This window comes from Aeromonas sp. QDB20 (genome assembly GCF_027707805.1).
Classification (GTDB): domain Bacteria; phylum Pseudomonadota; class Gammaproteobacteria; order Enterobacterales; family Aeromonadaceae; genus Aeromonas; species Aeromonas dhakensis.
In genome coordinates this window covers 1-14,052 of the sequence record NZ_JAPCJC010000030.1, presented here as the reverse complement: position 1 = coordinate 14,052, position 14,052 = coordinate 1, and the positions used below count along the sequence as shown (strand labels likewise).

At 50.5% G+C, this 14,052-nt stretch carries 14 protein-coding genes and 1 pseudogene; 6 read left to right on the top strand and 9 right to left on the bottom strand.

The features are described 5' to 3' along the window. Positions 1 to 35: 35 nt before the first annotated feature. The 6 genes from PG897_RS21115 to radC form a co-directional block, all read right to left on the bottom strand. Positions 36 to 917, bottom strand: a complete 882-nt coding sequence (locus PG897_RS21115; protein ID WP_043171445.1) for a VirK/YbjX family protein — start codon at positions 915 to 917, stop codon at positions 36 to 38. Between the two features lie 178 nt (positions 918 to 1,095). Further along, positions 1,096 to 1,908, bottom strand: a complete 813-nt coding sequence (mutM, locus tag PG897_RS21110) for a bifunctional DNA-formamidopyrimidine glycosylase/DNA-(apurinic or apyrimidinic site) lyase (RefSeq protein ID WP_010635525.1) — start codon at positions 1,906 to 1,908, stop codon at positions 1,096 to 1,098. Positions 1,909 to 1,938: 30 nt separating this feature from the next. Then, on the bottom strand, positions 1,939 to 2,394 hold the full coding sequence (locus PG897_RS21105; protein ID WP_005307503.1) for a hypothetical protein: 456 nt from the start codon (positions 2,392 to 2,394) through the stop codon (positions 1,939 to 1,941). A gap of 93 nt (positions 2,395 to 2,487) precedes the next feature. Next, positions 2,488 to 2,655: a 50S ribosomal protein L33 gene (gene rpmG, locus PG897_RS21100; protein WP_005307500.1), complete on the bottom strand. Its 168-nt coding sequence runs from the start codon at positions 2,653 to 2,655 to the stop codon at positions 2,488 to 2,490. 11 nt (positions 2,656 to 2,666) lie between these two features. Continuing rightward, complete coding sequence (gene rpmB, locus PG897_RS21095) at positions 2,667 to 2,903, bottom strand: 50S ribosomal protein L28 (protein ID WP_005307492.1); 237 nt, start codon at positions 2,901 to 2,903, stop codon at positions 2,667 to 2,669. A gap of 136 nt (positions 2,904 to 3,039) precedes the next feature. Further along, positions 3,040 to 3,714: a RadC family protein gene (gene radC / locus PG897_RS21090; protein WP_043171444.1), complete on the bottom strand. Its 675-nt coding sequence runs from the start codon at positions 3,712 to 3,714 to the stop codon at positions 3,040 to 3,042. A gap of 147 nt (positions 3,715 to 3,861) precedes the next feature. On the opposite strand from radC, the gene coaBC reads away from it, so the two are divergent. From coaBC to PG897_RS21060, 6 genes and pseudogenes are all read left to right on the top strand, one after another. Continuing rightward, entirely contained in the window at positions 3,862 to 5,064 is a 1,203-nt protein-coding gene (gene coaBC, locus PG897_RS21085; protein WP_010635526.1) for a bifunctional phosphopantothenoylcysteine decarboxylase/phosphopantothenate--cysteine ligase CoaBC, read from the top strand. 40 nt (positions 5,065 to 5,104) lie between these two features. Next, positions 5,105 to 5,362, top strand: a pseudogene (gene dut, locus PG897_RS21080) (dUTP diphosphatase); the annotation flags it as partial. Between the two features lie 129 nt (positions 5,363 to 5,491). Continuing rightward, positions 5,492 to 6,721, top strand: coding sequence for a tyrosine-type recombinase/integrase (locus tag PG897_RS21075; protein WP_163148336.1), 1,230 nt, complete (start codon positions 5,492 to 5,494; stop codon positions 6,719 to 6,721). Positions 6,722 to 7,157: 436 nt separating this feature from the next. Next, positions 7,158 to 9,017, top strand: coding sequence for a phage integrase SAM-like domain-containing protein (locus PG897_RS21070; RefSeq protein ID WP_270829362.1), 1,860 nt, complete (start codon positions 7,158 to 7,160; stop codon positions 9,015 to 9,017). A 7-nt stretch (positions 9,018 to 9,024) separates the two neighbouring features. Beyond that, the gene (locus PG897_RS21065) at positions 9,025 to 10,923 is read left to right on the top strand and encodes a hypothetical protein (protein ID WP_270829361.1); all 1,899 of its coding nucleotides are present in this window, start codon (positions 9,025 to 9,027) and stop codon (positions 10,921 to 10,923) included. After that, positions 10,920 to 11,351, top strand: a complete 432-nt coding sequence (locus PG897_RS21060; RefSeq protein ID WP_064335083.1) for an HTH domain-containing protein — start codon at positions 10,920 to 10,922, stop codon at positions 11,349 to 11,351. Before PG897_RS21065 ends, PG897_RS21060 begins: the two co-directional genes overlap by 4 nt. Before the next feature lie 468 nt (positions 11,352 to 11,819). On the opposite strand, the gene PG897_RS21055 is transcribed toward PG897_RS21060, so the two are convergent. The 3 genes from PG897_RS21055 to PG897_RS21045 all read right to left on the bottom strand — a co-directional run bounded on the left by PG897_RS21055 (position 11,820) and on the right by PG897_RS21045 (position 13,722). Beyond that, a complete protein-coding gene (locus tag PG897_RS21055; protein ID WP_080631783.1) occupies positions 11,820 to 12,005 on the bottom strand; it encodes a hypothetical protein in 186 nt (61 codons plus the stop codon). Between the two features lie 30 nt (positions 12,006 to 12,035). Beyond that, a complete protein-coding gene (locus PG897_RS21050) occupies positions 12,036 to 12,821 on the bottom strand; it encodes a COG4705 family protein (protein WP_270829360.1) in 786 nt (261 codons plus the stop codon). A gap of 115 nt (positions 12,822 to 12,936) precedes the next feature. Continuing rightward, positions 12,937 to 13,722, bottom strand: a complete 786-nt coding sequence (locus PG897_RS21045; protein WP_042865977.1) for a COG4705 family protein — start codon at positions 13,720 to 13,722, stop codon at positions 12,937 to 12,939. Positions 13,723 to 14,052: the final 330 nt, after the last annotated feature.

The window sequence follows — 14,052 nt, the reverse complement described above, 5'->3', positions numbered from 1 at the left end:
AGGGTAGCCTGTTTGCTGCTGGGGGCCTGTGCGGCTCAGCCCGCCAGACGCGGGCCCAGCAGCTGCTGGCCTGCCAGGGTCAGCTGATCGAGCCACTCGTAGCGGCGCCGGTACATGGCCCGCTTCTTGGAGGCGATCTCCTCCAGCGGTTTGCGCTGGGCGGGCTGCAACCGCACGAAGTTGGCGTCCAGATCGGTGGCGCCAAACTCCTGCCACAGCTCGTCATAGTCCGCCTGCAGGCAGGCTTTCTTCTTCTTGCTGTAACGCCGGGCCTGATAGATGTGGGCCTTCATCCGCACCGCCGAGATATGCTCGGCCTGCATCGCCTCGGCCAGCTGCATCACCAGCATCACCACCAGCGACTTGGGCCGCACACCGTGGCCCTCCTTGGTCAGCGCACGCACCTTGTCCTGTGCCTGCTCGATGCAGGGCTCCGGGCCCTGTACCGAACCGATCACCACCGCCAGCTGGTTGGGGGTGCCGGCCAGCGAGAAGGCGCAGCTGTAGAGCCGCTTGCCCTGCGGGTCGACGATGGAGAGGGCCAGCTCAGCCTCGCGGCGGAAGGTGCCGTCGTGGCGCAGCACGATGCGGCAGCCGCTCTCGGGATAACGGCCAAGCTCGATGCCATCCCCCAGATAGAGCGGGTCGATCAGATCCGGGTAGCGAGCCAGCATCAGCCGATAGTGGTTTTCCAGCATCTCGGCCCGCTCGGTCGCGGTGGAGCCGGCGAAGCGATAGGGTCGCATCGGCTTGTCGAGCAGCTCGGGATAGTGGGCAGGCAGGGCCTTGAGCGGTTCGGCCTGGAACAGCTCGAACACCCGGCTCAGCTGTTGCCGATAGAGCAGGCTGCGCAGCACAAACTTGGCGCGATTGAAGGTCTTGCGGGCGCTGTCATCGGGATAGAGGAAGCGCGCCATTTTTTGGGCACAATAGTGCCCCTGCCGGGACAAATGGTCCCAGTCTATTGATTTAGCTGTCATTTTATTGTCTCAAACCGCCTGAACGGCCGAGATAGTAGTGACGGGCGAGCAAATATTCAACAGACTGGAAATACTCTCTTACAACTTGGCCGTTTCAGGCCGAAAAAACCGCGATTCAGCGCTGACAGTGGGAGCAGAACACGGTCGTGCGCTGCCCCAGCCGGATTTCGCTGAGCAGGGTGTGGCAGTGAAAACAGGGCTGGCCACCCCGCCCGTACACCTGCAGCTGCTGCACGAAATAACCCGGTTTGCCGTCCGCACTGGTGAAATCCTTGAGGGTGGTGCCCCCCTGCCGAATCGCCTCGGCCAGCACCCGCTTTATCTCCCCTACCAGGGTGCCCAGCCGCTCGGCGCTGATATTGCCCGCCGCCCGCTTGGGATGAATGCCGGCGGCATAGAGCGCCTCGTTGGCGTAGATGTTGCCCACCCCGACCACCACCTGGTTGTCCATCAGGAAGGTCTTGATGGCGGTGCTGCGCCCCTTGGCGCGCTCACGCAGGTAATCGGCGTTGAACGCGTCGGTGAGCGGCTCAGGCCCCAGCTTGGCCAGCAGCGCATGCGCCTCAGCCGGCTCGCGGGTCCACAGCAGGGCACCGAAGCGGCGCGGATCGTTGAGCCGCAGCAGCTTGCCGTTCTCGAGCTCGATATCCACGTGATCGTGCTTCTCGGCCGGGGTGCCGATGTCCAACACCCGCAGGCTGCCCGACATGCCCAGATGGAGGATGGCGGTACCGAAGTCGGTCTCCAGCAGCAGGTACTTGGCGCGGCGGCTGACCCGGTGGATGGTGAGGTCCACCAGCTCCTGGATCTCTCCCGGCACCGGCCAGCGCAGACGGCCGTCCCGCACCACCACCCGGGTGACCTTGATGCCGGTAAGCCAGGGCGAGATGCCCTGGCGGCTGACTTCGACTTCCGGTAATTCAGGCATGGGATCCTCGTGCTGACGCTGAAAAATGGGTTAGGGAGCGGGGCGCAGCAGGCTGCGGTACTGCTCCTGGCTCAGGCTGAGCCAGGTCGAGGGGGGCAGCAGGGCGGCAAACTTGCCGTCATCCTGATAGAGGCCCACCTCGATGGGGTCGCTCTGGCCGGCGACCCAGATCTTGAGGGTAACCGGATTGCCGCGCACGGCTTCACCGGGTGGCAGCAGCCAGCCCTGCCAGGCCTCGATGTGCGCCGCCAGCTGGGTACTGTCGAGCCCCAGATCCGGCCCGCTGCGCCAGCCCTGCCCGATGCGCTCTATCTGCCAGCTCGGCCCCTGCCAGGTGAGCACAACGGCGCTCTCCGGCAACAGCGGACGCGCCCGCTTGGCGCTGTTTTCCTGCTGGGCAATCTCCAGCCGGTGCAACAGGGTGATCACGATCAGCACCACCACAATGATCACGTTGTTCCAGCCTCTGCGGCTCAATTTGAACATGACAAGCCTCCCTTCGAACCGGCAGTGTACTGAATTCCAGCCATAAAAAAACCCGGCACAGGGCCGGGTTTTTGGGAATGCAGCATCAAGCAATTACTTGATTTTGCCTTCCTTGTAGATCACATGCTGACGAACAACGGGATCAAACTTTTTGATTTCCATTTTTTCGGGCATGGTGCGCTTGTTTTTGGTAGTGGTATAGAAGTGACCAGTACCGGCGCTGGAGTTCAGGCGAATCTTCTCGCGAATACCTTTAGCCATGATCTAATTCCTTATACCTTAACACCGCTGGCGCGCAGTTCAGCCAGAACCACTTCAACGCCACGCTTGTCGATGATACGCATGCCTTTTGCGGATACGCGCAGGCTTACGAAGCGTTTTTCACTCTCAACCCAGAAACGGTGAGTGTGCAGGTTCGGCAGGAAACGACGCTTGGTAGCGTTGTTAGCGTGCGAACGGTTGTTACCAACTGCCGGGCGCTTGCCGGTTACTTGGCATACTCTAGACATGTCAGTCTCTCCAAATCTTACTTCATTGCTCGAGCAAATATCTGCCCCGCTGGCCTTCGATTGCGGGGCAAACAGAAGGCGGCATTTTATACAGCATCCGTGATCAAAGATCAACTAATACGGAGCCAGAGCACAGTCATAACCAACCGCGCTCGGCGAAAGAAACCGTGATGCCATCACCGATCACCAAGTGATCCAGCACTCTGATATCGATCAGGGCCAGGGCGGCCGTGATCCGATCCGTGATCTGGCGGTCGGCCCTACTGGGCTCGGCGACGCCGGACGGGTGATTATGCGCCAGAATCACGGCGGCTGCATTATGTTTGAGTGCGATCTGCACGATTTCTCTGGGCCAGACGCTCGCCGAGTCGAGGGTGCCGTAAAAAAGTTCAACGAATTGAATCACTCTGTGCTGATTGTCGAGCAGCAGCAGGGCAAACACCTCCCGCGACCGATCCCGCAGCTGGGCCTGCAGATAGTCTCGGGTCAGCTGGGGCGAGGTAAGTGCATCCCCCCGTTGCAGCTGCTGCGCCAGATGACGTTTACCCATCTCCAGCACCGCCTGCAGCTGGGCATATTTGGCTGGGCCCAGGCCATGCGCCTCGCAGAAGGCACGTCGGTCCGCCCCCAGCAGATTGCGCAGCGATCCGAACTGATTCAACAGGTTGCGGGAGAGATCGACCGCACTCAGGCCACTGACCCCGGTGCGCAGGAAGATCGCCAGCAGCTCGGCATCGGACAAGCCGCCCGGGCCGTGACGCAGCAGCTTCTCACGGGGTCGTTCATCCTCTGGCCACTCCTTGATGCTCATTTGTCTCTCCTTCGCGCTATTGAGAGAAAACATAGCAAAGAAATCACGGGAGCCCGGCCACAAGACCCCCATGTCAGCCTCTGTCGTCGACTGCTGCCTGTGGTATCTTAGCCGACCAGTCAGAGTGAGCCGGAAGAGAAACAGCAGATGAGATTGGCCGATAAACGCATCCTGTTGGGTGTCAGTGGCGGGATCGCCGCCTACAAGAGTGCCGAGCTGGTACGCCGCCTGAAAGATCAGGGCGCCGAGGTACGGGTGGTGATGACCCGCTCCGCCAAGGAGTTCATCACCCCGCTGACCCTGCAGGCCGTCTCCGGCCACCCGGTGGCCGACAGTCTGCTGGATCCCGCTGCCGAGGCGGGCATGGGCCACATCGAGCTGGCCAAGTGGGCCGATCTGGTGCTGATCGCCCCCGCCAGCGCCAATCTGATGGCCCGCATGGCCGCCGGCATGGCCGACGAGCTGCTCACCACCCTCTGCCTGGCCACCCCGGCACCGGTGGCGCTGGCGCCGGCCATGAATCAGCAAATGTATCTCAACGCCGCCACTCAGGCCAACCTCAAGACCCTCGCCAGTCGCGGCATCCTGCTGTGGGGGCCGGATTCCGGTAGCCAGGCGTGCGGTGACGTGGGCCCGGGCCGGATGCTGGATCCCCTCGAGCTGGTTGAACGCTGCTGCCAGCAGCTCGCCGCCGAGCCGCTGCTGGCCGGCGTCAGGCTGCTGCTGACTGCCGGGCCGACCCGTGAAGCACTCGATCCGGTGCGCTACATCAGCAACCACAGCTCAGGCAAGATGGGCTATGCCATCGCCCGCGCCGCCCGTGAAGCGGGTGCCGAGGTGACGCTGGTGAGCGGCCCGGTGGCACTGGCCACCCCGGCCGGCGTCACCCGCGTCGACGTCGAGAGCGCCGAGCAGATGCACCAGGCGGTCATGAGCCGGGTCGGCGAGAGCGACCTCTTCATCGGCTGCGCCGCCGTCGCCGATTACCGCCCCGCCCAGGTGGCCGAGCAGAAGATCAAGAAGACCGGCGACAACGACCAGATGCAGCTGACCCTGGTCAAAAACCCCGACATCATCGCCGCCGTGGGGGCCTTGTCAGACAAACCCTTCACCGTCGGATTTGCCGCAGAAACCGTGGATGTGGAACAATACGCCCTCGACAAACTGCAGCGTAAGCGGCTGGACATGATCGCCGCCAACGACGTATCCCGTGCGGGCCAGGGCTTCAATGCCGATGACAACGCCCTCACCGTGTTCTGGCAAGGGGGTCAAGCCCCTCTGCCCCTGGCCGATAAGCTGACGCTGGCTCGTCACCTGATTGCCCTGATTGCACGCCATTACCGGCGCTGAGCCAGTCAATCGACCACCTCCACTCCAATAAAAACGATTTATGACAACACAAATTGAACTGAAGATTCTGGATGCCCGCATCGGCACCGACTATCCGCTGCCTGCCTACGCCACACCGGGCTCCGCCGGCATGGATCTGCGCGCCCTGCTGGATGCCCCGCTGACGCTGGCCCCGGGTGATACCACCCTGGTACCGACCGGGCTGGCCATCCACATCCAGGATCCGGGCCTGTGCGCCACCATCCTGCCCCGCTCCGGCCTCGGCCATAAACACGGCATCGTGTTGGGCAACCTGGTCGTTATACGTCATTAATGAAGCTGTCTCATTCGTTGCATAGTAGAGAATATTGTCCTTTCAATGGTTCACATGAATTTATAAGCCGCATGGATAGAATGTCTCAATAGTCTCATCATCTGGAGCTGAGCGATGGCTGAACTGTTTTACTTTGATAAGGGCGTCTTTGATCAGCTGCCACCAGTAGAAAGAACCAAGTTCAGGGCTCTTCTTAAGACAAATATGATTCCAAATGGTCGGCCCTTTTTTTTGGATGACAATGGCCTGCCAGAACAGATACTCGACGGTTTTTGTAAATACCTACTCTGTCCTCAACGTGCTAGTATTCAGACTTGGAAGACATACGCCAATCAGGTCTCCATCTTCATTCGGTTTATGACTGCCCAAGGAAAATCTTGGCAACAGGCAACAAAATGTGACTTAGACCTCTACTACACCATCCGAACCAGTGGTGAATACCAGAATCAACCCGCCCTAAAAGATCGCTCATGGAATGTGGCTAAAAGCGCCATTGTGCATTTGTATGAATACGCCCTTGATAAAGGGCTCATCGATAGCACTCCATTCAAGTACCGACGTTCAAAGACTATGTTCGGCGGCAAAAATGTAGAAACTGCTGATTTATCTGCTAAATACACTCCAGAACCAGTAAATTTTATCAGCATCACTAACTACCAACGCATCTGGCGCCCTCTTATAGCTAACGGCGAGAACTCTCAACGGAATCTGGCTTTAATTGATACCCTGATAGTCTCAGGGTTACGTATTTCAGAGGCGCTAAACCTCGACGTTCATCAGCTCCCAGATCCAGATGACCAATGCTATGCCGGACTGAGGAGTGTGACGCTTAAAGTAGTTGGGAAGGGCAAAAAAAGCCGCGATGTTCGAATTCCAAAAAGGATCGTTCGAGCAATCAGATTCTATTGTGATGAGGAAAGAGCAGAGATCCTCACTCGGGCAAAATCTGACCACACGCGCAAAAAGTCCCCGAAACAATCCAGCAAGATCTTTTTAGCACGAACAGGGCGCCCTCTCTCTAGCCGCACCGTGGAGAGTTTCTTTGCTGCTATATCCAGCAGAGCTGGTATACGACTAACCCCCCATGGCTGCCGCCACAGCTTCGCTATCTATCAGCTGGATGCCATGATTAAACGCATGGCCCAAAATCTCAGGGAGCTCCGAGAGAATGGGTCCGATGCATATCGACAGATCTTGAACGACCCACTCAGAGAGTTACAGAAACTGTTAGGGCACTCCCACATATCGACTACCTACATTTACCTCGACTTCCTAGAGGACTCTGAGGCTCTGGTTGATGAATCTTTGGGGGATTGGACTAAATGGGAAAACGAAAATTCCTAACCCGAAGGTTATCCCCCACAAAGTGCTCCCCCTAATACTTGCAGGCAGATCTAAGGGGCCTCCTACAGCAGCTCACTCGACCGCGGTAATTAGAACAAGTTTGACTGTGTTGTATCCAAAATCGTGGCGGTCTGGAGGTGCTAACATAGAATTTGCGAGTGAATGACACCCATTAATAGTGCAGAACAAATGAAACTTAATTAAGCCAGATCAAGCATATAATTCCAGAAAATCACCAAAGCAAAGCGTTATATATGTCTCGCTTTATGAATATAGACTTCAACAACTGATTGAATTAGATAGAAAAAATCAAATCTCCTTAGACTTCGATAATTATTAAAGTGTAAAATAATCAATAACTTACACCAATTGAAAGCAAAAGCTTTCTTGGCTAGTCTACATTCCAGTTTAGGCTGACATGGTACAAGTAGACGTTATGTCCAGGGTAGAGTTCGAAAAAATCCCCCAAACAAATAACAATATCCGCAGCCTAGGCAGCCTAGTTTTCGATAAACGTAACGAATTGGGCGACCGGGCACATCTAGATCTCACCAATATTTCTTCACATCAAGTATTGGCACGGGATTTTATTGCTGCACTCTATCAACACACCTCTCCCAGCCGGATAGCAAGTGACCTCACAATCTGGACCTATGTCCAAACCATTAAGGAGTTTTTGAAATACGTAGATCAAAAAAAACTACCTGAGCAATTCCGAATGATGGAAATCACGTATGAATTTCTATTGGAATACCGAGCACACATCCAATTGACCTCTAGTGGTTTTAAATCCAACCATCCACGTCGGCATTTCGGTAACCTAATCAGGCTACTCGTGGCGGCACAGGCTATTGACCTCGCACGTTCAGATTTTTCACCCCCTCGAAATTTCGCTTATAAATCCGATAGTGACCGGATACAGCCATATACAGCTGGTGAGGCACTCGATCTGGAACACGCCTGCCGCAGCGATATACGAGCGCTGCTGGCTCGGCTCGATACTGGGAGACAGCTACTCACTACTGGTACTGATCCGCGAGGGCATAATAATAGACGCGACCCGCAGACTGGTCGAATGTTGCGTCTCGCCCCCAGTGAGCGGCCATGGCTGCAACTGCCCAATATTTTGTGGTACATCGTCAATGTCATGAATGGGGAGTACCTAAAAAGATCAGCGCTACTTGCTGGCGGCCACAGCACATTTAATAATGTTATGATGGGATGTTATGATGTTCCATATAGAAAAAAAGACACATACTCTCTGCTATACCCCCTCACAACCGATCTAATACCATTTATAAATCTGCTAGCAAAAAAAACCGGCCGCAATGAATCATCAATTCTGAATCTGACTCGAGACTGTTTACAGGAATACGATGGGCGCTTTGTCCTCTGGTATGAGAAAAATCGTGGTGCTGCACGTAGATATAAGAAGATAATTGATAATGAAGGGCAATTCTCTCCTGTTGCGCTGATACAGGTGCTCTTACAAGTCACAGAACCACTAGTCAAATATGCCCCCTTGGCGGATCAAAAATATCTATTCCTAGGACTAACTGTAGAGGGACAGGGACGAGAGCCAGTTAAAAAACTGGATCCTAGCTATATCAAGACTCAGATGAACTGCGTTGGTGGTTGGTGTGACCAACATGAACTCGCAGATGAACATGATCAGCCGCTACGTGTATCGATGAGACGCTGGCGTGTAACATATCTCACCAACCGCTATAAAAGGTATGGACAACTGAGCAGAGTCACTCGGGATGCAGCACATACGCTAGGTACTACGACTGTCGATTATGTTGCGAATGATTCCACCAAGCATATCCATGAGCAGGCTATCAGAAATGCACTTTATGAGGTGAAGCATCTAGCTCGCCCTCAGGTCGTGCCAGATGACAATCCTGAAAAGATCGCTGTAGTTCTAGACACTGATATAACTACCGCAGGAAAAATCTCCACTGGTGAACAGGATGTATTATTTGCATCCTGCTTGGATTTTTACAATCGGCCTGGTGGTCAGCCGAATACGCCATGTGATAAACCATGGGGGTGCTTCATATGCTCCAATGCCATAATTACACGCCATGTGCTGCCTCGCGTAATAGCACTTCGCGACCTGATTATACAGGCCCGTACCGAATTATCCGCAGATGACTGGAATGGGAAATTTTCGTTCCTCTGGCATGTAATAACCCATGATGTCCTGCCACGATTTTCATCCGATGCTATTGAGGAAGCTGAGCGTCTAGCTCAGGAGCAGATTTTTTACATCCCACTGGATATCAGGACGTAATATTGCAATGAAACTGAACCCTACGGCCTCTCTGCTTGAAGCAGGACTAACAACCAGTAAGTTTGTCTCTCCTGACACAGCTGTTTCTACCCAATCAGTATTTAGCAATTCACTATGGAAGATGTCCTCGCTCGTCAGTACCCCTGGTATATCAGAGTCCAATAAGACCTGGGATTTTCGAGACGTTCCTGGCTATCCATATGGATTCTCGTTAGCAATGGCTGAGTATGCATATGCCAGACTATACAACGCAGTCGCAACTCATGACCGAGAAAGTGAATGGTTAACTCTACATAATGAGCTATACATTCTAAAAAGCTTCTCTAAATACTGTGCAAGTCAGGGCCGACAAGGCTTTTACGAGGTTGATAACAACCTGCTCGAACGATACCTGGATTATACCATGTATGTTGAGTGTAAGACGGACGCTAGAATATATAATATATTTCGCATCATATATCGTCTATGGGAGTACAGCAGCCGGATTACTATGCCGCTCACCAACATTCCGTTCGATAGACCATTCAATAAAATGTTCACCCAGAAAAAAGATCGGGTCGATACTGAGAATCGGACACCGCCGATTCCTGAGCCTATCTACACCGCCATCATGAGTGCAGCATTAGATTACGTGTTGGAATACAGCCATGTTATCCTGGACACTTGGGAGCAGTTGCACATTTTATGGCATAGTGAGATTGCACACTTGCATTTGAGCGAGAGCATGAAAACCAAGCGGTTCGCTATAATCGCAAAAAAATTAATGAAAGATGTTAATTCTGGCTGGCTGAAAAAGCCAATACAGACATACGGTGATCTATATGTTGAACTTCAGCAATTGCGCACAGCATGCACTCTCACTATCCTAGCCTACTCGGGTATTCGCACCACAGAGTTGCTATCCTTGACCGCAGGATGCTACATAAAAGATTTTAGTGTAGATGGTCAATCTATCTACTATATCAATACTATTTTACATAAACATACAGGTAATGGCAGAAAAGATACATGGGTTGTCATCGAGGAGGTCGTCACTGCCATTAAAACTATCGAAACTCTAACAATAAAAATTAGGGAAGCCGCAAATGATCAACGCCTAATGCTGACAGATGGTTCAAACAGCAGCTTTAGTGTAAATAAAAAATTTACAGGAAAGACCTTCTCCGAGTATACGATGGAAGCTATTGTTTACCAAATTAACAATTTCAGAGACCACTGTAATAAAAACCTAGACCGCCCACCGATACCCGATTGGTGCAATGAATTTGGCGTATCGGAGCCATGGGCGTTCAACGCTAGGCAATTTCGTAGAACATTAGCTAGATTCATAGCTAGGCAACCATTCGGGGTCATTGCTGGCATGCTGCAATACAAGCACGTTGAGGTGGCTATATTCCAGGGATATGCTGGTGAAGAACCTGAGTGGAATAAGCTGCTGAAACAGGAAAAAGTTCTTGCGAATGTCGATATTTTGGGTGAACTAGCAATGGATCTATCACAGGGAATGGTGGCTGGTGAATTTGGCACCCATCTGAAATCGCAGTTCAATGCAGAATTTCGTGGACGGGCCGAGGATTATCCACCATCACAGATAGCAAAATGGTTGGCAAACACAAATAAAGCTTTATTTGTAGGTAAATTCAATTTTTGTTTCTTCGACCCGACCAAGGCGATTTGCACATCAAGAAACCCATCTATAGAGAAACCCATAATAAATTTCTGTCAACCAGGTAATTGTAGTAATGCCTGCATTTCAAAACGCCATAAATCCCTATGGGAAGCTCAGTTAACTCAAGCCCATGAGTTTTACAGGCACCCGAAGACCTCTGTATTTCAGAAACACCAACTCCAAGTTGAAATTCTGAGTTTAGAGAGTGTCGTTCAAGAATTAAAAGAGGCGGAATGATGGCAGATAAAAATCATCAGGCTATCATTGATGCACTGGATGTATTAGCCAGAGGGGTATCCACCAAAACAAATGGCAAAATAACGAGTGTTAATTTAGCTCGAGAAGCTGGGGTTAGCAGAGCAACCATTTATCGATATCTTGATGAATTTCAAGACCTAAATGATGCGTTTGAGGCATTGAGAAAAAATGGGCTCCAACGAACTGACAATGCTCCTATAACGTTACTTGAGGCATATCAGCAACGAGAATCAGAGGTGAAAAAGCTTCGTGCGGAGCTTAATGAATGCAAGCAAGAAATAAAAAAAATTAATAATCTTAGAGCTAACCAAATCCAGCTATTATGGATGGATAATGAACGATTGCAGGCAGAAAATAATCGACTACAGAAAATTATAAGTGATAACGTGACCAAGCTAATGCCTTAACTATCCATTCATACTAGGGAAGGTGCGAATAAGTCATATGGCACGAGAGCATTTACTGGTAACCCATTGATATTAAATGACTAAAATTTTCATTTTTTGTTCGTGGGATACTTGTTCGCACTTTCCCTAGCGTAATGTCACGTGACACCGACCTCAAACTGGTGTCTTTTTTACGCTACTTTCGTGCGCCCTTCCTTTGGTATCAATTTCAGACCTTTTTCAACGTGCTGTAAGGACCCATCGACCGTCAGCCCGCTCCTACACCTCCCCTAAGGAAGGTGCTAACAAGTCACTTGGCACAAAAACACACCATTCTAAATTATTGATATTAAATGGCTAAACTTTTTAGTTTTGGCACATAGGATACTTATTCGCACCTTCCTTAGCTCTATTGATGGCAGGTTTACATTTGTTTGATATTGATTCGATCCGCCCTTTTTTCAAATAAGCTGGCTAATGATTTGCTCATTACTTAATCAGCGGTCTGCAATGCTTACCAAGCTCAAGTTCATCCTGACGTAGTTCATGCCCTTTAATTGCTTCACATTTATCAGTTATGGATTCTACCTTTCTTAACGCTGCATCCAACATCACATCTAAAGTGCTTAAGGTTTTTGCACGTCTGAATTTAATAAGCCAATCTATCTTAGTCATTTTCTACCTTAGTGACGTTTGATTAATCTTCTATAAACTATTTTGATTCGTTTTATTGCTTATGTATACTTTATATGATTGATACAAAACAAGAACGAAAATAAATACAAAGAATACGATGCTAGTGCTTGTCACCCCAAATCCAAACCCACCATTTTTTTCAGATTGTGACAACAAATCGCCTATAGAAGCACCCAGCGGGCGAGTTAAAACATAAATAATCCAAAAGGTTAAAACGACGTTCGTTTTTAAAATCAAGTAGGCTGTATATATGATAAATATGAGTCCCCCAAACAAAAAGACTGAATTCATGTATCCTATATCCATACCCTCTGAGACCCAATCACCCGCAGCGGTTCCCAGCGCAAAAGTCACCAATATAGCACTCCAGTAAAACAACTCCCGCTTAGGTGTATCGATAGACTGTATTGATAAAGTCTTTTCCTGGAAGTGCCAGAGCCAAAATGTAGCAAGAAGAATAATTGTAAAAACAATTGTTGAAACTTCCAATGGAACGCCAACTTGATCTGTTAGGTTATCAGTGACCAAAGTGCCAAAGATACTAACAAGCACTACTGCTAACCAATACTTCCATGGGACATATTTATTAGAGTGAAGTTGCATCACCAAGGTAATGACTAAAATTCCCCCCATGATAATAGATGTAACTGTTAGCCCAAGCCTCATGTTAAAAATCAAATAATCAGCTGCCGTTTCCCCAACGGTAGTGGACATCATTTTAATAATCCAGAAAGCCATTGTTACTTCTGGAACCTTATTAAATAAGCCCTTTTCCCATACATTGATATTATTCATATGATTACCTATTTATCGTGCCTACTATAAATCACCACTATCTATTTTTACTAACTATAATTGGAGCAGGCATGTGTAACATATGACACTGCTCCAACACTATACTTTCATGCACTTAGTTATCAGTATCTAAATCCAATGCTACAGTGCTGTTTTGTTTGCTTCTTGTACTTGATATGAATACCAGCACAGCAATTGCTAATAGTAATGCAGCTGAGGCGGAATAGCGGCTAAGTTCCAACCCACCTTTGCTCAATGGCTTATCCAGGAAGTCTCCAACAACAGCGCCAAGGGGGCGTGTGATAATAAAGGCAGCCCAAAACAAGAATGTACGAGAGATCTTAGTCCATAAGTAGGCTGCGACTATGGCCAGCAACATGCCACCGAATACAACGGAACTCCCTGCATACCCGAATCCGGCATCATCGGCAGTCCAGTCACCCAATGCCGTGCCAAGAGTTTGTGAAAACATGATGGTGATCCAGTAGAACATTTCTGTTCTGGGTGACGAAATTACACTGGATGATATCTCTCCTTGCGCTCGATACCACACCCCAAAGGAACCAAGTAACAAAAGGAAGAGTATGGTCGAACCACCTGCATAACCAATTCCCAAAGAACGGTCTGCAAAGTCAGCCAGCGTTGTACCCACCGTGGTGGTTGCGATGATCGTGACCCAATACAGCGTAGGGTTATAAGACTTGGCGGATATCTGAGCACTGACAGCAGCAAAAAAAATGACTGCAAAAATTGCTGTACTCACTAGGTAGCCTAGATCCATCGACATCGATAACGCATCACCGCCTGTCTCACCAAGCGTTGTTGCTAAAATTTTAATCATCCAAAAGGCCAGTGTGATTTCTGGCACCTTGCTTACGATGTTATCGGTGTTGCTATGCATAGTTCACCCTATCATTTGGTTAGACGAATCGCCGTCCATGAAAGAGTGTCAGGGATTTATTAAGAAACACTTAAGCTGGATAGCGCCATGCGAAAAAATTTAACATTGATGCGTAGCGAATTGTGGAGTGTCAAATGGACTCACAAACTGGGTGGTTCTACTGGGCTTTCTTGTCTGCAATTTTTGCTGCTCTGACTGCAATTTTTGCGAAGGTAGGGGTGGAGGGGGTTGATTCTGACCTTGCAACTTTGATCGGTAATCCCCCCATTTTTTGGAGCACTCAAAAGTAGAGGTCATGCGGCCTGTGCCAAGCGCTGTTTCGGCGTGTAG

What these genes read in the sequence shown, in the direction of transcription:
- PG897_RS21115 (WP_043171445.1), bottom strand. Translation starts at nt 917, where the DNA reads ATGGCGCGCTTCCTCTATCCCGATGACAGCGCCCGCAAGACCTTCAAT.
- mutM (WP_010635525.1), bottom strand. Translation starts at nt 1,908, where the DNA reads ATGCCTGAATTACCGGAAGTCGAAGTCAGCCGCCAGGGCATCTCGCCC.
- PG897_RS21105 (WP_005307503.1), bottom strand. Translation starts at nt 2,394, where the DNA reads ATGTTCAAATTGAGCCGCAGAGGCTGGAACAACGTGATCATTGTGGTG.
- rpmG (WP_005307500.1), bottom strand. Translation starts at nt 2,655, where the DNA reads ATGGCTAAAGGTATTCGCGAGAAGATTCGCCTGAACTCCAGCGCCGGT.
- rpmB (WP_005307492.1), bottom strand. Translation starts at nt 2,903, where the DNA reads ATGTCTAGAGTATGCCAAGTAACCGGCAAGCGCCCGGCAGTTGGTAAC.
- radC (WP_043171444.1), bottom strand. Translation starts at nt 3,714, where the DNA reads ATGAGCATCAAGGAGTGGCCAGAGGATGAACGACCCCGTGAGAAGCTG.
- coaBC (WP_010635526.1), top strand. Translation starts at nt 3,862, where the DNA reads ATGAGATTGGCCGATAAACGCATCCTGTTGGGTGTCAGTGGCGGGATC.
- PG897_RS21075 (WP_163148336.1), top strand. Translation starts at nt 5,492, where the DNA reads ATGGCTGAACTGTTTTACTTTGATAAGGGCGTCTTTGATCAGCTGCCA.
- PG897_RS21070 (WP_270829362.1), top strand. Translation starts at nt 7,158, where the DNA reads ATGTCCAGGGTAGAGTTCGAAAAAATCCCCCAAACAAATAACAATATC.
- PG897_RS21065 (WP_270829361.1), top strand. Translation starts at nt 9,025, where the DNA reads ATGAAACTGAACCCTACGGCCTCTCTGCTTGAAGCAGGACTAACAACC.
- PG897_RS21060 (WP_064335083.1), top strand. Translation starts at nt 10,920, where the DNA reads ATGATGGCAGATAAAAATCATCAGGCTATCATTGATGCACTGGATGTA.
- PG897_RS21055 (WP_080631783.1), bottom strand. Translation starts at nt 12,005, where the DNA reads ATGACTAAGATAGATTGGCTTATTAAATTCAGACGTGCAAAAACCTTA.
- PG897_RS21050 (WP_270829360.1), bottom strand. Translation starts at nt 12,821, where the DNA reads ATGAATAATATCAATGTATGGGAAAAGGGCTTATTTAATAAGGTTCCA.
- PG897_RS21045 (WP_042865977.1), bottom strand. Translation starts at nt 13,722, where the DNA reads ATGCATAGCAACACCGATAACATCGTAAGCAAGGTGCCAGAAATCACA.